This window comes from Streptomyces sp. WAC07094 (assembly GCF_036320405.1).
GTDB classification, from domain to species: domain Bacteria; phylum Actinomycetota; class Actinomycetes; order Streptomycetales; family Streptomycetaceae; genus Streptomyces; species Streptomyces lannensis.
On sequence record NZ_JAVMJZ010000001.1, the window covers coordinates 1,888,716 to 1,907,472 of the forward strand.

The 18,757-nt window shown below is 71.5% G+C and carries 16 protein-coding genes and 1 pseudogene; 4 read left to right on the forward strand and 13 right to left on the reverse strand.

Annotation, left to right across the window (positions count from 1 at the left end; translation table 11 throughout):
* Positions 1–48: 48 nt before the first annotated feature.
* The gene (locus tag RCR19_RS08255; RefSeq protein WP_331264534.1) at positions 49–984 is read right to left on the reverse strand and encodes an AraC family transcriptional regulator; all 936 of its coding nucleotides are present in this window, start codon (positions 982–984) and stop codon (positions 49–51) included.
* Between the two features lie 116 nt (positions 985–1,100).
* Between RCR19_RS08255 and RCR19_RS08260 the strand changes: the two genes are divergently transcribed.
* Positions 1,101–2,060: an SDR family NAD(P)-dependent oxidoreductase gene (locus RCR19_RS08260; protein ID WP_331264535.1), complete on the forward strand. Its 960-nt coding sequence runs from the start codon at positions 1,101–1,103 to the stop codon at positions 2,058–2,060.
* A 68-nt stretch (positions 2,061–2,128) separates the two neighbouring features.
* Here the strand turns inward: RCR19_RS08260 and RCR19_RS08265 are convergent, their stop codons facing one another.
* From RCR19_RS08265 to RCR19_RS08290, 6 genes are all read right to left on the reverse strand, one after another.
* The gene (locus RCR19_RS08265; protein ID WP_331264536.1) at positions 2,129–2,611 is read right to left on the reverse strand and encodes a methylated-DNA--[protein]-cysteine S-methyltransferase; all 483 of its coding nucleotides are present in this window, start codon (positions 2,609–2,611) and stop codon (positions 2,129–2,131) included.
* 9 nt (positions 2,612–2,620) lie between these two features.
* Entirely contained in the window at positions 2,621–4,099 is a 1,479-nt protein-coding gene (locus tag RCR19_RS08270; RefSeq protein ID WP_331264537.1) for an AlkA N-terminal domain-containing protein, read from the reverse strand.
* A 166-nt stretch (positions 4,100–4,265) separates the two neighbouring features.
* Complete coding sequence (locus RCR19_RS08275) at positions 4,266–4,775, reverse strand: O-acetyl-ADP-ribose deacetylase (protein ID WP_331264538.1); 510 nt, start codon at positions 4,773–4,775, stop codon at positions 4,266–4,268.
* A complete protein-coding gene (locus RCR19_RS08280) occupies positions 4,772–6,181 on the reverse strand; it encodes an NAD(P)/FAD-dependent oxidoreductase (RefSeq protein ID WP_331264539.1) in 1,410 nt (469 codons plus the stop codon). The genes RCR19_RS08275 and RCR19_RS08280 overlap by 4 nt, the downstream gene beginning before the upstream one ends.
* Before the next feature lie 136 nt (positions 6,182–6,317).
* Positions 6,318–7,163, reverse strand: a complete 846-nt coding sequence (locus RCR19_RS08285; protein WP_331264540.1) for an inositol monophosphatase family protein — start codon at positions 7,161–7,163, stop codon at positions 6,318–6,320.
* 117 nt (positions 7,164–7,280) lie between these two features.
* Complete coding sequence (locus tag RCR19_RS08290) at positions 7,281–9,110, reverse strand: gamma-glutamyltransferase (RefSeq protein ID WP_331264541.1); 1,830 nt, start codon at positions 9,108–9,110, stop codon at positions 7,281–7,283.
* A gap of 249 nt (positions 9,111–9,359) precedes the next feature.
* On the opposite strand from RCR19_RS08290, the gene RCR19_RS08295 reads away from it, so the two are divergent.
* On the forward strand, positions 9,360–9,626 hold the full coding sequence (locus RCR19_RS08295) for a DUF6480 family protein (RefSeq protein WP_331269380.1): 267 nt from the start codon (positions 9,360–9,362) through the stop codon (positions 9,624–9,626).
* 32 nt (positions 9,627–9,658) lie between these two features.
* Here the strand turns inward: RCR19_RS08295 and RCR19_RS08300 are convergent, their stop codons facing one another.
* Together RCR19_RS08300 and RCR19_RS08305 are read right to left on the reverse strand one after the other, a co-directional pair.
* The gene (locus RCR19_RS08300) at positions 9,659–10,321 is read right to left on the reverse strand and encodes a response regulator transcription factor (protein WP_331264542.1); all 663 of its coding nucleotides are present in this window, start codon (positions 10,319–10,321) and stop codon (positions 9,659–9,661) included.
* Positions 10,318–11,420, reverse strand: a pseudogene (locus RCR19_RS08305) (histidine kinase). Before RCR19_RS08305 ends, RCR19_RS08300 begins: the two are co-directional and overlap by 4 nt.
* A gap of 166 nt (positions 11,421–11,586) precedes the next feature.
* Here RCR19_RS08305 and RCR19_RS08310 point away from each other — a divergent pair.
* Together RCR19_RS08310 and RCR19_RS08315 are read left to right on the forward strand one after the other, a co-directional pair.
* Positions 11,587–12,615: a carboxymuconolactone decarboxylase family protein gene (locus RCR19_RS08310; protein WP_331264543.1), complete on the forward strand. Its 1,029-nt coding sequence runs from the start codon at positions 11,587–11,589 to the stop codon at positions 12,613–12,615.
* A 170-nt stretch (positions 12,616–12,785) separates the two neighbouring features.
* Positions 12,786–13,484 carry a hypothetical protein gene (locus RCR19_RS08315; RefSeq protein ID WP_331264544.1) on the forward strand — a complete coding sequence of 233 codons (699 nt, stop codon included), beginning with the start codon at positions 12,786–12,788 and terminating at the stop codon, positions 13,482–13,484.
* Positions 13,485–13,508: 24 nt separating this feature from the next.
* On the opposite strand, the gene RCR19_RS08320 is transcribed toward RCR19_RS08315, so the two are convergent.
* The 4 genes from RCR19_RS08320 to RCR19_RS08335 all read right to left on the reverse strand — a co-directional run bounded on the left by RCR19_RS08320 (position 13,509) and on the right by RCR19_RS08335 (position 18,621).
* A complete protein-coding gene (locus tag RCR19_RS08320; protein ID WP_331264545.1) occupies positions 13,509–15,035 on the reverse strand; it encodes an NCS1 family nucleobase:cation symporter-1 in 1,527 nt (508 codons plus the stop codon).
* Positions 15,036–15,197: 162 nt separating this feature from the next.
* Positions 15,198–16,217, reverse strand: a complete 1,020-nt coding sequence (locus RCR19_RS08325; protein WP_331264546.1) for a TIGR03842 family LLM class F420-dependent oxidoreductase — start codon at positions 16,215–16,217, stop codon at positions 15,198–15,200.
* Between the two features lie 11 nt (positions 16,218–16,228).
* Positions 16,229–17,632, reverse strand: a complete 1,404-nt coding sequence (gene hydA, locus RCR19_RS08330; RefSeq protein ID WP_331264547.1) for a dihydropyrimidinase — start codon at positions 17,630–17,632, stop codon at positions 16,229–16,231.
* Positions 17,633–17,778: 146 nt separating this feature from the next.
* Positions 17,779–18,621, reverse strand: coding sequence for a nitrilase-related carbon-nitrogen hydrolase (locus RCR19_RS08335; RefSeq protein ID WP_331264548.1), 843 nt, complete (start codon positions 18,619–18,621; stop codon positions 17,779–17,781).
* Positions 18,622–18,757: the final 136 nt, after the last annotated feature.

An 18,757-nucleotide genomic window follows, 5' to 3' on the forward strand; every position in this document is an offset into this window, starting at 1 on the left:
CTTCAGGTGGCACCGGTCCGCGCACTGCGGAGGTCCGGCAGGCGCCGCTCACGCACCCGACATGGCCTCGCGGCCGGCCCCCACCTGCTTGCGATACGCACCGGGCGACATTCCCGTGACCCGCTTGAAGGCCACGCTGAGTGCGCTCTCCGAGCCGTATCCGACGGCGCGGGCGATGAGGGCGACCGTGTCGGTGCTCTCCCGCAGCTGCCGGGAGGCGAGTTCGATCCGCCAGCGGGTCAGATACTCCAGGGGCCCCTGGCCGACCGTCTCCTTGAAGCGCGCCGCCAGCGTGGACCGCGACACCGCCCCTGCCTGCGCCAGTTCGGCCACCGTCCAGGATCGCTCGGGGGCTTCGTGCATCGATGCCAGGGCCGTGGCCACCACGGGGTCGGCGAGGCCGGACAGCCAGCCCGACACCGCGTGCGGCCGGCGGGCGAGGTGCAGCCGCAGAACGTGGATGAGCATGACGACGGCGAGGTGCTCGGCGACCAGGCGCGAGGCCGGTGGGCCGTGCTGCAGTTCCTGTTCGATGGCGGTCAGCGCCCACTCCACGGCATCCGCCTGCTCGGTTCCCGCGGGCACGTGGACGACCGGGGGCAACCCGTCAAGCAGCAGCTCCTGGGCACGCTCGCCGAAGGAGAAGCGGCCGCCGATCATGTACACCTCGTCAGCGGTACCGACCCGGGCGACACCGTCCGCGGCCGCCTCGAAGACGGGGCCCGCGTCCACCGCGGTGGCGTCGGGATCACTGCGCAGGGTGAAGCGCAGCGGCCGGGTGAGCAGGTAGCAGTCACCGGCCGCCAGATCGACCGGTGCCGGGAGCCCGTCGACCTCGAGCCGGCACCGTCCACGCCTGACGGCGTTGAACTTCACGCCGGAGGGCGCGTCGAACCGCAGGGCCCATCGCCCTCCCGCCGCCAGGCCCGTCGACAGATGGCTCTGCGTCTCAAGCAGGCCCAGCACATCCTCCAGCGGATCCATGAGCACCTCCTCTGGACGATGACTGAAGAAGTCCGGACGATAAGTTATACATCGTCCAGCGCTGTGGACCTACGGTGAATGGCGTACGTGATTTCACACCTCAGGAAAGACTGCCCGTGAACGCCGAATCCCGACTCACCACCCCCTTCCACTCCCACGCCACGGCCACCGAAGTGATCAAAGGCGTCGACCTCACCGGACGCCGCGCCGTGGTCACCGGCGGCGCCTCCGGCATCGGCACCGAGACGGTCCGGGCCCTGGCCCTCGCCGGCGCCGAGGTCGTCGTCGCCACCCGTCGTCCGGAGACCGCCGAGCCGCTGGTCCGCGAACTCGCCGCCGCCCCCGGTGCCGGATCGGTGCGTGCCGAGGCACTCGACCTGTCGGACATCGACTCCGCCCTGGCCTTCGCACAGGCGTGGCGCGGCCCGCTGGACATCCTGGTGGCCAACGCCGGGATCATGGCGCTTCCCACGCGCCAGGTCAGCGCGGAGGGCTGGGAGCTGCAGCTCGCCACCAACTTCCTCGGTCACTTCGCCCTGGCCGACGCCCTCCACCCCGCTCTGCGCGAGTCGGGCTCGGCCCGCGTCGTGGTCGTCAGCTCGGGTGCCCACCTGAACTCGCCCTTCGACTTCGACGACCCGCACTTCGAGCGGCGTCCCTACGACCCCTGGGGGGCCTACGGGCAGTCCAAGACGGCCGATGTGCTCCTCGCCGTGGGGGCCCGCCGCTGGGCCGACGACGGCATCACGGCCAACGCGGTCGCTCCCGGCGCCATCCTCACCAACCTCCAGCGCCATCTCGACGACGACGCCATGCGTTCGTTCGGCGTGATGGACGACGAGGGGAACCTGACCCCGCTGCCGCACTACAAGAACCCGGCCCAGGGCGCCGCCACCTCGGTGCTGCTGGCCGCATCGCCGCTGGTCAAGGGGGTGGCCGGCCGCTACTTCGAAGACAACCAGGAGGCATCGGTCGTATCGGACTCCGATCGTTCCGGCCGGGTGGCCGCTCACGCCCTCGATCAGCAGGCGGCGGACCGCCTGTGGGACTACGCAGTCGAGGCCGTACGCCGCTGACGTCCGCCTGCCGGGGGACGGTGCCCGTGAGACGCAGGTGCGAGGCGCGCAGGCCCGGAGCGCCGCGCTCAGAACAGGCCCGCCCCCCGTTCGAAGTCCAGCAGGCGCCGCTTGCGGGCGAGGCCGCCGCCGTAGCCCGTCAGATCACCGTTCGCGCCGACGACCCGATGGCACGGCACGATGATGCTGACGGGGTTCTTGCCGTTGGCCAGTCCGACCGCGCGTGAGGCACCCGGGTTGCCGAGGGCGTCGGCCAGTTCGCCGTACGAGCGGGTCTCGCCGTAGGGGATCTTCCGCAACTGCTCCCACACACTGAGCTGGAACGGGGTTCCCTGCAGGCGCATGTCGACGGTGAAGTCCTTCGACTCGCCCGCGAAGTAGGCCCGCAGTTGTGCGGTCGCCTCGCCGAAGAGCGTGTCGTCGCGCTCCCCGAAGGTCTCCTCCGGCGGGCGGTGGCGCTGTCCGTCCATGTACAGACCGCACAGGACACCGTCGTCGGCGACAAGGGTGAGCGGGCCGTAGGGGCTGTCGATGACGTTGTGCTGTTTCATAAAACGTCCTTACACCGGGAGGAAGTTGATCGGGTGGCTGTCGGTCGCCCACAGGTACTGGACCGCGTAGGCCCGCCACGGCCGCCATGCGGCCGCGCGTGCGGTGAGCGCGGCCGGAGTGGAGGGCAGGCCCAATTCCTGGGCCGCGCGCCGGATACCGAGATCCGTCGGCAGGAAGGCGTCCGGGTCACCGAGGGCGCGCATCGCGATCACGTCGACGGTCCAGGGGCCGAAGCCGGGCAGCGTCCCCAGCCGGGCCCGGCTCTCCTCCCAATCGCTCTCCACGCCCAGATGGAGGGTTCCTTCGGCGAGTTGACGGACGAGGGTGGTGAACGTGGTGCGCCGGGTGCGCGGCATCGCCAGGGACTCGGGATCGAGCGCTGCGAGCGCCTCGGGAGCCGGGAAGAGACGGGTGAGGCCGCCCTCGGCGTCCTCGACCTGCTCGCCGTGCGCGGTGACCAGCCGGGCCGCGTGGGTGCGGGCGGCGGCCGTGGAGACCTGCTGGCCGAGGACGGCCCGTACGGCGAACTCGGCCTCGTCGACCGTGCGCGGGACCCGGCGGCCGGGGGCCTTGTCGACCAGCGGCGCCAGCACCGGGTCGGCCCGCAACTGGTCGTCGACCGCGACCGGGTCCGCGTCGAGGTCGAGCATGCGGCGGCAGCGGCTGATGGCGACGGGCAGATCGCGCATGTCGCTGAGGGTCAGACGGCAGGCGATGTGGTCGGCCTTGGGGGTCAGTGCCACGATCCCGTGCCCGTAGGGCAACCGGAGTGTGCGCCGGTAGGCGCCCTCGCGCCACTCCTCCACGCCGGGTACGGCGGTCGCGGCGAGGTGGCCGAAGAGGTTGTCGGGGTTCAGCGGGGCCCGGAACGGCAGGCGCAGACTCAGGACGCCAGGGGCCACCACCGTCTTCTTCGGCAGGCGGCTGCGCAGTTCGCTCGGGGCGAGCGCGAAGACCTCCCGGACGGTGTCGTTGAAGGTGCGGATCGAGGAGAAGCCCGCCGCGAAGGCGATCTCGGCCATCGGCAGTGCGGTCGTCTCGATGAGGACCCGGGCGGTCTGTGCGCGCTGGGCCCGGGCGAGCGCCAGGGGTCCCGCGCCCAGTTCGGCGACGAGCTGGCGCTCGATCTGGCGGGTGCTGTAGCCGAGGCGGGCGGCGAGGCCGGGCACGCCCTCCCGGTCGACGACTCCGTCGGCGATCAGCCGCATGGCGCGGGCGACCAGGTCGGCGCGCTGGTTCCACGCGGGCGAGCCGGGGCTCGTGTCGGGCCGGCACCGCTTGCAGGCGCGGAATCCGGCCTGCTGACATGCGGCGGCGCTCGGGTAGAAGGTCATGTTCTCCGGCTTCGGAGGTACGACCGGGCAGCTGGGGCGGCAGTAGATCCTCGTGGTCAGGACGGCGGTGAAGAACCAGCCGTCGAATCGCGCGTCCTTCGACTGGACGGCGCGCACGCAGCGATCCCAGTCGGTGTGCATCCCGTTCCGCATGCCTCCAGCATCGGCCATGGACCGGGAGCGGGCTGGCGAAAATCCGACATGAACGTGGGTCTACCAGGAATTCTCTTCTGCCCGCCCGCCGACCTGGGGTTCTGTCCCCGCCGTGCAGCACGGCAGCGACCCCGCCGGGGGACCCGGTTCGGTGTGCGGCGCGGGGTCAGCCTGCCTGCGCGGCGAACGCCTCGTAGGCCCGCTCGTCGAACAGGACGAACCTGATCTCCTCGACGGCCGTGTCCGTCGAGCGCACCGTCTCGACCGCGATGCGTGCCGCGTCCTGAATCGGCCAGCGGTAGACACCGGTGGAGACGGCGGGGAACGCGACGCTACGGGCGCCGAGTCCGTCGGCGACCCGCAGTGCTTCCCGGTAGCAGGAGGCGAGCAGCTCCGAGCGGTCCTCCGAGTCGGCGAAGACCGGGCCCACCGTGTGGATCACCCAGCGGGCGTCCAGTTCGCCCGCGGTCGTGGCGACCGCCTGCCCGGTGGGCAGGCCCCTGCCGTAGCGGGAGGCACGCAGTGCGCGGCACTCCTCGAGGATCGCGGGGCCACCCCGGCGGTGGATCGCGCCGTCCACGCCTCCCCCGCCGAGCAGCGAGGAATTGGCGGCGTTGACGATCGCGTCGACGCTCTGCCGGGTGATGTCGCCCTGGACCAGGGTGATGGTGGTCATGCCTGTCTCAGCCTCCTCCACACGGCCTTCGCCGCGTTGTGGCCCGACATGCCGTGCACACCGGGCCCCGGCGGCGTGGCCGACGAGCAGATGAAGACGGCCGGGTGCGGTGTGCTGTACGGGAACAGGGACAGTCTGGGGCGCAGCAGCATCTGCAGTCCGGACACCGCGCCGGAGGCGATGTCACCGCCGACGTAGTTGGCGTTGCGGGCGGCCAGTTCGGGCGGGCCCGCGGTGGCACGGGCGAGCACGCGGTCACGGAAGCCCGGTGCGAAGCGCTCCAGTTGGCGTTCGAGCGCGTCGGTGAGGTCACCCCGCCAGCCGTTCGGCACATGGCCGTACGCCCAGAAGACCTGTTTGCCCTCGGGCGCCCTGGTGGGGTCCGCGACGCCGGGCTGCACGGTGATGAGGAACGGTGTGTCGGGGGCCCGGCCCTCGCGGGACGCGGCGCGCAGGGCGGTGCCGATCTCCGCCTGGTCGGCCCCGACTTGAACGGTGCCGGCGACCCGCGCCTCCTTCGCGGTCCACGGCACGGGGCCGTCCAGGGCGTAGTCCACCTTGAACACCCCGGCGCCGTAGCGGTAGCCGTCGTAGTACCTGCCGAGGCCCGCGATCCGGGCCAGCGCGGTGGGCGAGGTGTCGAAGATGTACGCGCGCGCCGGGGGCAGGTCGTCGAGGCGTTTGACCTCGTAGTCGGTGTGGATACTCCCGCCCAGGTCCTCGAGGTAGGCCGCGAGCGCGTCCGAGATGGACTGGGAGCCGCCGCGGGCCACCGGCCAGCCGCGGGCGTGCGCCGCGAGGGCGAAGATCAGACCTACGGCGCCCGTGGCCGGGCCGCCGAGCGGGGCGATCACATGGGCGACGAGCCCGGCGAACAGCGCCTTGGCCCGTTCGTCGTGGAAACGGCGCATCAGCCATGTCGACGGAGGCAGGCCGGCGAGTCCGAACCGGGCCAGGGTGAGCGGGTCCCGTGGGAGGGAGGTGAGCGGCAGGGACATGAAGTCCCTGGCCAGGGTGTCCCAGCGGCTCAGGAACGGCTCGACCAGCCGGCGGTACGTCCCCGCGTCGCGCGGCCCGAAGGAGGCGGCCGTCTCGGCCACCGACCTGGACAGCACCGCCGCGGTGCCGTCCAGGAAGGGATGCGCCATCGGAAGCTCGGCGTGCAGCCATTCGAGGCCGTAGCGCTCCAGGGGCAACGCCCGGAACGCGGGTGAGTTGACGCCGAGCGGATGCGCCGCGGAGCACGGGTCGTGCCGGAAACCGGGGAGCGTGAGCTCTTCCGTGCGGGCGCCCCCGCCGATGGTGTCGCGGGCTTCGAACACGGCGACGGAGAATCCGCGCCGGGCCAGCTCCACGGCGGCCGTCAGTCCGTTGGGCCCCGCTCCCACCACGACCGCATCGAGCATCGACGGCACCTTCGGACTCCTTCGTCAGTCCACGCCCAGTGCCCCTCAGGATATGCCGCGGGACTGACACCCCATCGGGGCGGGGGGCAGCCCTCGACTGAGGCGGCCGTTCCGCTTTCGGCGGGGCATCGCGGGGTCAGGCACCGCCGGACAGCAGGCCCAGTACCCGGCGGGCCGTGGCCTCGTCCCTGGCCGCGGTGAAGGGCAGGGCGTTGCCGCCGGTGATGCGGAACGGCTCGCCCGCGAGGGTGAGGTGGGCACCGCCCGCCTCCTCGACCAGCAGAAGCCCGGCCGCGTGGTCCCAGGCCGCTTCCCAGGAGAAGGCCGTCGCGTCCAGCAGGCCCTGCGCGATCTGCAGGTATTCCAGTCCGGCGGAACCGCACGACCGCGGACGGATCCCCTCGGTCTGCAGGCCGAGCAGTGCGCGCTTCTGGTCGTCCGTCGTGTAGTACGGGTGGGAGGTGGCGACCTCGAGATCGCGGTCCGGCGCCGGGGAGCCGGAGTGCAGGCGCACTCCGTCGAGGAAGGCGCCCTTGCCCCTGACGGCCGTGGCCAGCCGGTCGTGGACCGGTGCGTATGTCCACGAGGCGTACAGGACGCCGCCCTGGGCGAGCGCGACCAGCGTGCAGAAGCCGGGGTCGCCGTGCACGAACTGCCGGGTGCCGTCGACGGGGTCGACGATCCAGACGGGGGCGTCGCCGCGCACGGCGTCGTAGGTCGCCGGGTTGGCGTGGACGGCCTCCTCGCCCACCACCACCGAACCGGGCAGCAGCTTGACGAGCGCCTCGGTGAGGTAGGCCTCGGCCTTGCGGTCGGCGTCCGTGACCAGGTCGTGGGGGCCGCTCTTCTCGTCGATCTCGTGTTCGGCGAGCCGGCGGAAGCGGGGCATGATCTCGGCGGCGGCGGCCTGGCGCAGGGCCTCGGCCACCTCGGATGAGTGGTGAGCGAGAAACTCGTCGATGGTTTCGATGTCGTCGATCATGTCTCCATGAGAGCACGCATGACTGACAATCCGACCCCAGCCGGTGCACTCCGGGTGGATTCGGCGTGAATACGGGGCTTCGGGGGCCCTTCCGGCCGAGCCGGGCCGGAGCGGCCGTCACCGTCCGACCGCGTACCCCTGCATCCCGCGCGGATTCGCCGCCGCGGACAGCACACCCGTCCGCGGGTCCCGGGCGACCGCGCACAGCCGCCCCTCCGACCAGGCCTCGCCGACCGTCACGTCGTGACCGCGCCGGCGCAGTTCCTCGACCACTTCGGGGTCCGTACGGGACTCCACGGTGACGCTGCCGGGACGCATGCCGCGCGGGAAGAAGGACCCGGGGAAGCTGTCGTTGTGCCAGTTCGGGGCGTCGATGGCGCCCTGGAGGTCGAGGCCGCCGCGGATCGCGGGCCGCAGGGCCGCCGCCAGGAAGAAGTGCAGCTGCCACTGGTCCTGCTGGTCGCCGCCGGGTGTGCCGAACGCGAGCACCGGCACCCCGTCGCGCAGCGCGATCGAGGGGGTGAGGGTGGTACGGGGGCGCCGGCCCGGGGTGAGGGAGTTCGGCAGCCCTTCGTCGAGCCAGGTCATCTGGAGCCGGGTGCCGAGCGGGAAGCCCAGCTCGGGCACGACCGGGTTGGACTGGAGCCAGCCGCCGCTGGGTGTGGCGGCGACCATGTTGCCCCAGCGGTCCACGACGTCCAGATGGCAGGTGTCGCCGCGGGTGGTCCCGTCGGCGGCGACGTCCGGCTCCCCGGGCACCGGGGAGGTGGGGCTCTTGGCGACCGTCGGCTCACCGACGCCCATGGGATCGAATCCGGGCTCGTCGGCGGCCACCGCGCGGGCGCGCACGCTCAGCCTCGCAGGACGCCCGCCGGGCGCGCCCGGGCGCAGTTCGTAGGACGCCTTGCCGCCGACGAGAGCGCGCCGCTCGGCGTTGTACGTGTCCGAGAGCAGGTCGTCGAGCGGCACCTCGGCCGCGTCGCCGTACCAGGCCTCACGGTCGGCCATGGCGAGCTTGCAGCCCTCGATCAGCAGATGGACGTACTCCGCGGAGCCGTATGCCGGCAGCTCGGGCGGGAGCAGGGCGAGCTGCTGGAGCAGGACCGGGCCCTGGCTCCAAGGGCCCGCCTTGCAGACGGTCCAGCCGTTCCAGTCGTAGGTGGCCGGGGTCTCGTAGCCGGCGGACCAGCCGGCGAGGTCGGCGGCCGTCAGGGTCCCGCTGTGGCGTTCGCCGCTGGTGTCCATGGTGGGCCGCGCCGACTGGCGCACCAGCGCTTCGGCGATGAACCCCGACCGCCACACCTGTCGTGCCGCCTCGATCTGCGCCTCCCGGTCACCCGCCCCGGACACCTCGGTCAGCAGCCGCTTCCAGGTCGCGGCCAGGGCCGGATTGCGCAGCAGCTCACCGGCCACGGGCGCCTTGCCGTCTCGCAGGTACACCTCGGCCGACGAGGTCCATTCCGTCTCGAACAGCCGGCGTACGCTCTCGACGGTCTCGCCGACCCGGTCCACGGGCGCGTGCCCGTGCTCGGCGTACCCGATGGCGTACTTCAGGATGTCGGCGAGGCTCTTCGTCCCGTGATCGCGCAGCAGCAGCATCCATGCGTCGAAGGCGCCCGGAACGGCCGCGGCGAGGGGCCCCGTGCCGGGCACGAGATCGAGACCGAGTCCCCGGTAGTGGTCGATGGTCGCTTCCGCGGGGGCGACGCCCTGCCCGCACAGGACCCGGACCTCGCCGCCGGCCGGGGCGAGGAGGATCGGCACCTCACCGGCGGGCCCGTTCAGGTGCGGCTCCACCACGTGCAGCACGAACGCCCCGGCGACGGCCGCGTCGAAGGCGTTGCCGCCGTCCTCCAGCACGGCCATCGCCGACTGCGAGGCCAGCCAGTGGGTGGAGGACACCATGCCGAAGGTGCCTTGAAGCGTGGGCCGGGTGGTGAACTGCATCTCTCACCTCGCTGAGTGCACGCGTCGGTCGGTCCGATCGGCGCTCGGGAACCGTCCTGGCGATCGGCCGGGAGGCCGCGGCCGGGACATGCGTTCGCTTGATCACCGAGCAGGCTATCGACCGCGCCACGCCCCGTCTGCCCCGCCGTCGGCCCGGAACCCGCGCCACCGCACCAGGAAGCTGTCTGTTTTGCTGCACTATGTCCGCTTGACCGTCGATGGTGAGGGTATTCGGACAACATGAACCAGATGCACGGGACGAGCGGGGCGGGCGGCGCTTGGGACCACCGATACGGGGCACCCGGCGCCGCGCCGTCATGGAGGCCCAGGGTCGAGCCGGGCGGCGTTCCGCCGGGCGAGACTCCGCCGGGCGAGAGCAGCGTCGAGGAGGCCGTTCCGCAGCAGGAGTACATGAGGAGCCGGGGCTGGGCCGCGGCGCCGCTGACCGTGATCATGATCCTTGTGGTCCTGGTGGCCGGATTCTTCCTGGCCTATGCGATCGCGCTGATGGTGTGAGCGCCGGCACCGCCGGCCCCGCGCGCGGGACCTCACGTCTCGCGCGCCCTGACCAGACCCGACTCATAGGCGAAGACGACGAGCTGGGCGCGGTCCCGTGCGCCCAGTTTGGTCATCGCGCGGCTGATGTGCGTCTTGGCCGTGAACGGGCTGATGACCATGTGGGCGGCGATCTCCTCGTTGGTCAGGCCGCGGGCCGCCAGCGCCGTCACCTCGCGTTCGCGGCGGGTCAGACACTCCAGGTCCGGGGCGGTGGACCGGTCCGGCGGCCGTGAGACGAACTCGCCGATCAGGGTGCGCGTGACCGACGGCGACAGCAGGGCGTCACCGCGTGCCACCACCTCGAGTCCCCGGAGCAGGTCCTCCGGTTCGGTGTCCTTCAGCAGGAAGCCGCTCGCACCGGCCCGCAGCGCCTCGAAGACGTACTCGTCCAGGCCGTAGTTGGTCAGGATGACCACGCGGACGGAGGCGAGCACGGGATCCGCCGCGATCAGGCGGGTCGCCTCGATGCCCGTCATCACCGGCATCTGCACGTCGATCAGTGCGATGTCGGGCACCGCGGCCCGCACGAGCGCGAGGCCCCGCTCACCGTCGGCCGCCTCGCCGACCACCTCGATCCCCTCCTCGGCGTCCAGCAGCGCCCGGAAGCCGGCCCGCATCAGCGCCTGGTCGTCGACGAGCGCCACGGTGATCATCCCGGTCCTCCGCTCGGCAGCCGCGCCAGCACCGAGAAGCCGCCCTGCGCGCGCGGCGCGGCCTGCAGGGTGCCGCCGAGGGCGGTGACCCGCTCCCGCATACCGGTGAGGCCGGTTCCGGGCACCGGCGGACGGGCCGGGTCGGCGCTGCCGTCGTCGTCCACCCGTACCGTCAACTCCCGCTCGCCGTAGTCGAGTCCCACGCTCACCCGCGCCGCTCCCGCGTGCCGCACCGCGTTGGTGAGGGCCTCCTGGACGATGCGGTACACGGCGCGGTCCACCGCCGCGCTCAGGGGCCGCGCCTCTCCGGTCACCGTGAGCTCGGCGGCCAAGCCCGCCGCACACGCCCGCTCCACGAGCAGGGCGGGCGAGCCGGCCCGTTCGTCGGAACGCAACACCTCGAGGTGGAGCGCAGTTCGCGCATCGCCTCGCCGCTCGCCTCCTGGATGGCCAGCAGAGCGGGCGGCACCTCCTCGCCCCGTTTGCGGGCGAGGTGGGCCGCGACTCCCGCCTGGAGCTTGACGATCGAGATGCTGTGGGTGAGGGAGTCGTGCAACTCCCGGGCGATCCGCAGGCGTTCCTCGCCGGCACGGCGCCGCGCGGCCTCCTCCCGGGTGCGCTCGGCCTCCAGGGCGCGCTGTTCGGTCTGCCGCAGATAGGCCTGCCAGTTGCGGTCGGCCAGACCCGTGACCACCGCGCAGAGGAACCAGCCCGTGAGCAGCGCGGTCCGCTCCACCACGTCCTGGGTGGCGGGCCCCGTCGCCACGTACGCGGCGAGGAACACACCGCTCGCCACCGCCGCGAGGCCGCGGTGACCCGCACGGGCCGCGGTGTGCACGGCGCCCAGGACAGGAAGGGCGGCGAGCGGTCCCGGGTGGGCGTGCAGCACATAGGCCGACCCGGTCGACGTCGCCACGGCCAGCACCGCGAGCGGCGCCTCGCGGTAGCACGCCAGGGCCGCCGAGCCCAGGGCGATCAGTGCGTAGTCGACGGCCGTGGTGTCCGCGCGGAAGGCGGCCGCGGTCACGACGAGAGCGCCGACCACGACCGCCAGGGCCGCGTCGGCGAGGCGCCTGCGTGTCATCGGGTGCCCGCCCATGCCCGCACACTAGACCGCGCCGACGGGCCGGGCGTCCGCCCTGTGGACGGCTCCGCCGCTACTCCCGGTGCAGTAGTGCCCCGGACGACCGGGCCGCGCGTCCCACCCACGGATGTCTTCGGCCGTACGACGACCGCGGGCACCTCGGGGGCGCAGGCTACTGCCCATGTCCACACCCTTCCGCTACACCGAGCCCACGCCGCCCAGGTCGGCCACCGGACGCGTCGCCGAGGTCTACGAGCAGATCTCCCGGGACTTCGGCATCGAACGCCCACCCACCTTCGTGGTCCTCTCCTCCGCGCCCGAGATCCTCGTCCCGGCCTGGGCGCTGCTGCGCGAGTCGCTGATCGCGGGCGCCGGCGACCGCACCGGCAAGGAACTGGCCGCTCTCGGAGTCTCGCTCACCAACAAGTGCCCGTTCTGCGTGGACGCGCACACCATGCTGCTGCACGCCACGGGCGACCACGCGCTCGCCGAGCGACTGGCGCGCGGGGAGCGGCCGAAGGACGAGGAACACGCGCGTGTGCTCGACTGGGGGCGGGCGACCCGCGTCCCGGGCACCGATCCGATGCCGTACCCGTTCCCCCGGGAGCACGCCCCCGCCTACCTGGGCACCGCGCTCGTCTTCCACTTCATCAACCGGATCGTCTCCGCACTGCTGACCGAACAGCTTCTGCCGTGGAACGCCCAGCGACTGCGGGCGGTGCGGAGCGTCGCCGGGCGCGCGGTCGGCAGGAGCGTGCGCAGGCGGGCCGTGCCCGGCGCGGCGCTGTCCCTGCTGGACGATCCCGGGCCGGCTCCGGCCTGGACGGCCGGTACCTGTGTCGGTCCCGCCTACGCGGCACTGCGCTCGGCCGCCCGGGGATCTCACCGGGCGGCGAGCGGGGAGGCCGACCTCCTCGACGCCGAGGACCGGGACCTCGTGCGGGAGGCCCTGCGGTCCTGGGACGGATCGCACCCGCCGCTCGCCCTGGACGGGGTGCCGGACCGCCGGGAGCGGCCCGCGGCGCGCCTCGCGATCCTGGCGGCCCTCGCGCCGTACCGCATCACGGACGAGGACGTCGCCGCCTGGCGGCGGCCGGAGCACACCGACCGCTGTCTTGTCCGCGTCGTCGCCTACGGGGCCTTCGCCGCCGTCGACCGGATCGAGAGCGCACTGCCCCTGCCGGCGACGGGGGAAACGGCGCGCACATAAAGGGCACACCATGGCAAGGGACCTCAGGAACTCACAGCCCGTCAACAGCCAACGCTGTCACCGCACGAGCACGGAGCGAGTTCGCCCTTCCGCACCACAGTCAGTCATGTGACACTGGCGTCCCGTCCGCAGTGTGGACCCCACTCCGCACCGTCCCCACGAGAGCGCCCGTGCAGTCTCTTCCTCTGCCGCTCGCCCTGACCGCGCGCCTGCTGCCGGTCGCCGTGCTCGCCTCGGCGGGCTGGGCCCTGTCGTCCGGGCCCCTGGCCGCCGCCCCGGCCACCGACCAGAAGTCCGCGCAGGGGGGTCAGAGCACTCACGACGCCCGGAGCAGCGGGAGCGGCGACGCCTCCGCGCCCGCGACGGAGGCCGCCGCCAAGACGTACACGTCGGCGCCCACGCCGTGCGGCGGTGTGTCCGTCAAGACGATCCAGTCGCTGGTCCCGGGCGCCAAGACGGCCGGGAAGGAGATCCCTTCGACGGACAAGTCCATCAGACGCACCTGCTCCTGGAACGCGCTCAAGGGCTACGACTACCGCTGGCTCGACGTGTCCTTCGAGATCGCGGACTCGCAGGAGCAGGCGAAGAAGTCCTACACCCAGCGCACCACGGAGAAGAGCGGTGGCGGGGCGGTCCCCGGTCTCGGGGACGCCGCCTACTCGGTGGTCAACCTCACCACCGAGGACAAGCAGCAGACCCGCGAGGGTGTGGTGCTGGTCCGTATGGCCAACGCGCTGGTGTCCATCACGTACAACGGCAGCGACTTCGAGTCGAAGAAGGCGCCCAGCACGGACGAGATCAACAAGGGCGCCATCAAGGCCGCGAAGGACGCGGTGGCCGCGCTGCAGGGCGGTCAGAAGCAGGGCTGACCGCCCTCCGCGCGCCGGCCGGCGTCAGGCCGCGGCCCGCTCCCGTCCACGCAGCAGCATCAGCAGCAGGTACAGCGTCATCGAGGTGCCAAGGCCCACCGCCCAGCCGTAGTCGGCGAGGGGCGACAGGGCCGGGACCGGACGGCCGTCGACCAGCGGATGGAAGTCCGCGCCGCCGATGGCCAGCACGCCGCCGACCACGAAGGCGACGACGGCCCGCCAGTTCCAGCCGCCGCTGTACCAGTACCGGCCGCCCCGTCGGTAGAGATCGGCGAGGTCGAGGGAGCCGCGGCGCAGGATCCAGTAGTCGGCGATGAGAATGCCCGCCACCGTACCGAGCAGGCCCCCGACGAGACCGAGCCAGGTGAAGATGTAGCCCTGCGGATCGGAGTACAGCTTCCAGGGGAAGATCAGCACGGCGAGCACGGAGGTGACGAGGGCACCGGTGCGGAAACTGATCCTCCGGGGGGCGACGTTGGAGAAGTCGAACGCGGGCGAGACGAGATTCGCCGCGATGTTCACCGACAGGGTCGCCACCAGCACGGTCACCAGCGCGTAGAGCAGACCGACCACGTTGTCCGTCTTGGCGGCCAGTTGCACCGGGTCCCAGACCGGCTGGCCGTACACCGCCTGCGAACCCGAGGTGACCAGCACCGACAGGAACGCGAACAGCGTCATCGTGGTCGGCAGGCCGAGCGCCTGGCCCCAGGTCTGGGCCTTCTGGCTCTTGCCGTAGCGTGTGAAGTCCGGGATGTTCAGCGACAGTGTGGACCAGAAGCCGATCATGCCCATGAGCGAGGGCCAGAACAGTTTCCAGAAGTCGCCGCCCCAACCGAGCTTGGAGGGCTGGTCGAAGAGCGGGCCGAGGCCGCCCGCCTTGTTGCTCATCCACACCAGCATCACTAGGGCGCCGACGAGCACGAAGGGCGCCGCCCAGTTCTCGAAGCGGCGGATGGTCTCCATGCCCCGGTAGATGATGGCGACCTGGATCACCCAGAAGATCGCGAACGACAGCCACATGGTCCAGGCGTAGCCGCCGACCTTGGAGGCGTCGGCCCAGCTGTCGCCGATGAGCTTCCCGGCGAGGAAGTAGATCGCCTCACCGCCGATCCAGGTCTGGATGCCGAACCAGCCGCAGGCGACCAACGCCCGTACCACGGCTGGCAGGTTGGCGCCGCGCACCCCGAAGGAGGAGCGGGCGAAGACCGGGAAGGGGATGCCGTACTTGGGTCCCGCATGGCCGGTGAGCAGCATGGGGATCAGCACGATCACATTGGCCAGGGCGATGGTGAACACCGCCTGCTTCCAGTCCATGCCGACGGCGATCAGACCGGAGGCGAGGGTCCAGGAGGCCGTGTTGTGGGCCATGCCGACCCACAGCGCGGAGAAGTTGTACGTGTTCCACGTCCGTCTGCCGACGGGGACCGGCAGCAGGTCCTCGTTGGCGTACGGACCGCTCGGCGGCGGGGAGCCCGGAGCGAACTCCACACGCCCGTCGGCGAGGGTGACTTGATCGGACATCGGTGGTGCCGGAGGAGCGGTGTCGGTCATGGGCAGGCCAATCATGAGACGGGACGGGAAAGGCCGTGCGGGCGGCGGCGCCCATGGGGGGTGCGTCCCGGAACCACGGGGAACGGGGCGCCCTGGGCCCCCTTCCCGGGGGAGCGGGAAGGGGGCGAGCGGGGAGGAACGAACGGAAGGGAGCCTGCTCCCTCAGGCGTTGACGGCCGGGATGACCCGGCTGCCGTAGGCGTCGATGACGGCTTCCTGGGCGTCGTGCATGTCGTACAGGGCGAACTGGTCGACACCCAGCTCGCGCAGTGCCGTCAGCTTCTCGACGTGCCGTTCGGCGGGGCCGATGACACAGAACCTGTCGACGATCTCGTCGGGCACGAACTGGGTGTCGGGATTGCCGCTGCGCCCGTGGTGGGCATAGTCGTAGCCCTCACGGGCCTTGATGTAAGCGGTGAGTTCATCGGGTACGGCGCCCGAGTGCTCGCCGTACTTGGCGACGAGATCGGCGACGTGGTTGCCGACCATGCCGCCGAACCAGCGGCACTGTTCACGGGCGTGGGCCAGCGCCTCCGGCGAGTCGTCCTCGGTGACGTACGCGGGGGCGGCGACGCAGATCTTGACCTCGGACGGGTCGCGTCCGGCGGCCGAGGCCGCGTCCTTCACCGTCTTGACCATGTACTCGGTCAGATACAGATCCGCGAGCTGGAGGATGAAGCCGTCCGCCTCCTCTCCGGCCATCTTCAGGGCCTTGGGACCGTACGCGGCCATCCAGACCGGGAGTTCGGCGCCCGGCTTGATCCAGGGAAACCTGATCACCGTGCCGCCGAGATCGGCCTCCTCGCCACGGCCCAGCGCCCGGATCACCTTCATGGCCTCGCTGATGCGGGCCAGCGTGTTCGGCTTGCGGCCCGCGACGCGCATCGCCGAGTCGCCGCGTCCGATGCCGCAGATCGTGCGGTTGCCGAACATGTCGTTGAGCGTGGCGAACGTTGAGGCGGTGACCTCCCAGGTGCGCGTGCCGGGGTTCGTCACCATCGGCCCGACCGTCAGCTTCCGGGTGTTCGCCAGGATCTGGCTGTAGATCACGAACGGTTCCTGCCACAGCACGGCCGAATCGAAGGTCCAGCCGTGGCGGAACCCGTTGCGCTCGGCGCGCTTCATGAGGCTGACGACTCTCGAGGCCGGCGGATCGGTCTGCAGGACGAGTCCGAAGTCCATGTGCGCCACTCCTAGTTGAGGTACTGACAGGTGGAGCGGGGGGTGTAGACGCCGTGTCCGGCACGTCCGGTGAACTCCCGCTCGGTGATGACGGGTTCGCCACGCGAGAGGACGGTCTCGACCCGGCCGGTCGTGCGCCTGCCCTCGTACGCCGAGTAGTCGACGTTCATGTGGTGCGTCTCGGCGGACATGATCTGTTCGGCGTGCGGGTCGTAGATGACGACGTCCGCGTCCGCGCCCGGGGCGAGCGTGCCCTTCTTCGGGTACAGGCCGAACATCCGCGCCGGGGTGGCGCAGGCGATCTCGATCCAGCGACGGCGGGAGATGTGCCCGTCGACTACGGCCTGGTGGAGCAGGTCCATGCGGTTCTCGACGCCCGGCATCCCGTTGGGGATCTTGGAGAAGTCGCCCCGGCCCAGCTCCTTCTGGCCCACGAAGCAGAAGGGGCAGTGATCGGTGGAGACCACCTGGAGGTCATTGGTGCGCAGCCCCTTCCACAGGGCCGCCTGGTGCTCCTTGGGCCGCAGCGGGGTCGAGCACACGTACTTCGCGCCCTCGAAGTCCGGCTCGGCCAGGTTGTCCGTGGACAGGAAGAGGTACTGGGGGCAGGTCTCGCCGAAGACGTCGAGCCCTTCGTCGCGTGCCCGGATCAGCTCGGCGACGGCCTCCTGCGCCGATACGTGCACGATGTACAGCGGCGCGCCCGCGACCTGGGCGAGCCTGATGGCGCGGTGGGTCGCCTCGGCCTCCAGGAGGGCCTTGCGGACCTCGCCGTGGTAGCGGGGGTCGGTCTCGCCGCGGGCGAGCGCCTGCTCGACCAGCACGTCGATCGCGATGCCGTTCTCGGCGTGCATCATGATCAGGCCGCCGTTCTCGGCGGAGCGCTGCATGGCACGCAGGATCTGGCCGTCGTCGCTGTAGAAGACGCCCGGGTAGGCCATGAACTGCTTGAAGGAGGTGACACCCTCCTCGACCAGCAGATCCATCTCCTTGAGCGTCTCCTGGTTCACATCGGAGACGATCATGTGGAACCCGTAGTCGACGGCGCAGTTGCCCTCCGCCTTGGCGTGCCAGGCGTCCAGGCCCTCGCGCAGCGAGTGGCCCACGCTCTGCACGGCGAAGTCGATGATCGTGGTCGTCCCGCCCCAGGCGGCCGCCCGGGTGCCGGTCTCGAAGGTGTCGGAGGCGAAGGTCCCGCCGAACGGCAGCTCCATGTGGGTGTGGGCGTCGACGCCGCCCGGGATCACGTACTTGCCGGTGGCGTCGATGGTCCGCTCGGCCGTGAATGCCTCGGCGGCCGGGGTGCCGGTCGCGGCGAGGGCGGCGATGCGGCCCTCCTCGATCAGGACGTCGGCGTGGATCTCGTCGGACGCGGTGATGACGAGGCCACCGCGGATGACGGTACGGCTGCTCATGCTCCCTGTGCTCCCTTACCTGCGTGGACGCTCCGCTGGGATGCGGTCGGTTTCTGCGGGTTGTCTGTGGCTGGTCGCGCGCACGCGGCGGAGCCGCATGGTGGTGCGGCCCCGCGCCCCCGGCAGGGGCGCGGGAAACCCCTCCGTCACGGAGCGGTCAGCGGCCCGTACGCCCCCGGCGCCCGGTCCCGGTAGAACTGCCAGCGGTCGCGTACCTCCCGCAGCTTCGCCAGATCGAGGTCGCGGACGACGAGTTCGCTCTCCTTGTCGCTCGCCACCTCGCCGACGAACTGCGCCTCGGGGTCCACGAAGTACGAGGTCCCGTAGAAGTCGTTGTCGCCGAGCTCCTCGACGCCCACCCGGTTGATCGCGCCCACGAAGTACTCGTTGGCCACGGCCGCCGCCGGCTGCTCCAGCTGCCACAGATAGCCGGACAGACCGCGCGAGGTCGCCGACGGGTTGAACACGACCTCGGCGCCCGCGAGCCCCAGCGCCCGCCAGCCCTCCGGGAAGTGACGGTCGTAGCAGATGTACACGCCGACCTTGCCGACCTTGGTGTCGAAGATCGGCCAGCCCGAGTTGCCGGGCCGGAAGTAGAACTTCTCCCAGAAGCCCTTCACCTGCGGGATGTGGGTCTTGCGGTACTTGCCGAGGTACGAGCCGTCGGCGTCGATCACCGCGGCGGTGTTGTAGAGGACCCCGGGCTGCTCCTCCTCGTACATGGGCAGGACCAGCACGATGCCCAGTTCCTTCGCCAGCGCCTGGAAGCGCCTGACGATCGGGCCGTCCGGAATCCGCTCGGCGTACGCGTAGAACGCCGGATCCTGGACCTGGCAGAAGTACGGCCCGTAGAACAGCTCCTGGAAACACAGCACCTGAGCACCCTGCGCCGCCGCGTCGCGCGCCGCCTGCTCGTGAACCTGGATCATCGATTCCTTGTCGCCCGTCCAGGCGGTCTGGAAGAGGGCGGCACGGATCACTCTGCTCATCGGGACCTCCGGTCGCTCGGTGTGCGGTGAGCCTAGGAAGTCCGGGAAGCCGGTTTGAGTTGCACCGTGTCACGTCTGCGGACGCCGGGCGTTCCACCGTGTCACCCCGGTGCGTGCGCACTGGTTTCCCCCGCTT

What these genes read in the sequence shown, in the direction of transcription:
- RCR19_RS08325 (WP_331264546.1), bottom strand. Translation starts at nt 16,217, where the DNA reads ATGGACTTCGGACTCGTCCTGCAGACCGATCCGCCGGCCTCGAGAGTC.
- RCR19_RS08275 (WP_331264538.1), bottom strand. Translation starts at nt 4,775, where the DNA reads ATGACCACCATCACCCTGGTCCAGGGCGACATCACCCGGCAGAGCGTC.
- RCR19_RS08300 (WP_331264542.1), bottom strand. Translation starts at nt 10,321, where the DNA reads ATGATCACCGTGGCGCTCGTCGACGACCAGGCGCTGATGCGGGCCGGC.
- hydA (WP_331264547.1), bottom strand. Translation starts at nt 17,632, where the DNA reads ATGAGCAGCCGTACCGTCATCCGCGGTGGCCTCGTCATCACCGCGTCC.
- RCR19_RS08265 (WP_331264536.1), bottom strand. Translation starts at nt 2,611, where the DNA reads ATGAAACAGCACAACGTCATCGACAGCCCCTACGGCCCGCTCACCCTT.
- RCR19_RS08285 (WP_331264540.1), bottom strand. Translation starts at nt 7,163, where the DNA reads ATGATCGACGACATCGAAACCATCGACGAGTTTCTCGCTCACCACTCA.
- RCR19_RS08280 (WP_331264539.1), bottom strand. Translation starts at nt 6,181, where the DNA reads ATGCTCGATGCGGTCGTGGTGGGAGCGGGGCCCAACGGACTGACGGCC.
- RCR19_RS08255 (WP_331264534.1), bottom strand. Translation starts at nt 984, where the DNA reads ATGGATCCGCTGGAGGATGTGCTGGGCCTGCTTGAGACGCAGAGCCAT.
- RCR19_RS08290 (WP_331264541.1), bottom strand. Translation starts at nt 9,110, where the DNA reads ATGCAGTTCACCACCCGGCCCACGCTTCAAGGCACCTTCGGCATGGTG.
- RCR19_RS08320 (WP_331264545.1), bottom strand. Translation starts at nt 15,035, where the DNA reads ATGACCGACACCGCTCCTCCGGCACCACCGATGTCCGATCAAGTCACC.
- RCR19_RS08335 (WP_331264548.1), bottom strand. Translation starts at nt 18,621, where the DNA reads ATGAGCAGAGTGATCCGTGCCGCCCTCTTCCAGACCGCCTGGACGGGC.
- RCR19_RS08310 (WP_331264543.1), top strand. Translation starts at nt 11,587, where the DNA reads ATGTCCACACCCTTCCGCTACACCGAGCCCACGCCGCCCAGGTCGGCC.
- RCR19_RS08295 (WP_331269380.1), top strand. Translation starts at nt 9,360, where the DNA reads ATGCACGGGACGAGCGGGGCGGGCGGCGCTTGGGACCACCGATACGGG.
- RCR19_RS08270 (WP_331264537.1), bottom strand. Translation starts at nt 4,099, where the DNA reads ATGCGGAACGGGATGCACACCGACTGGGATCGCTGCGTGCGCGCCGTC.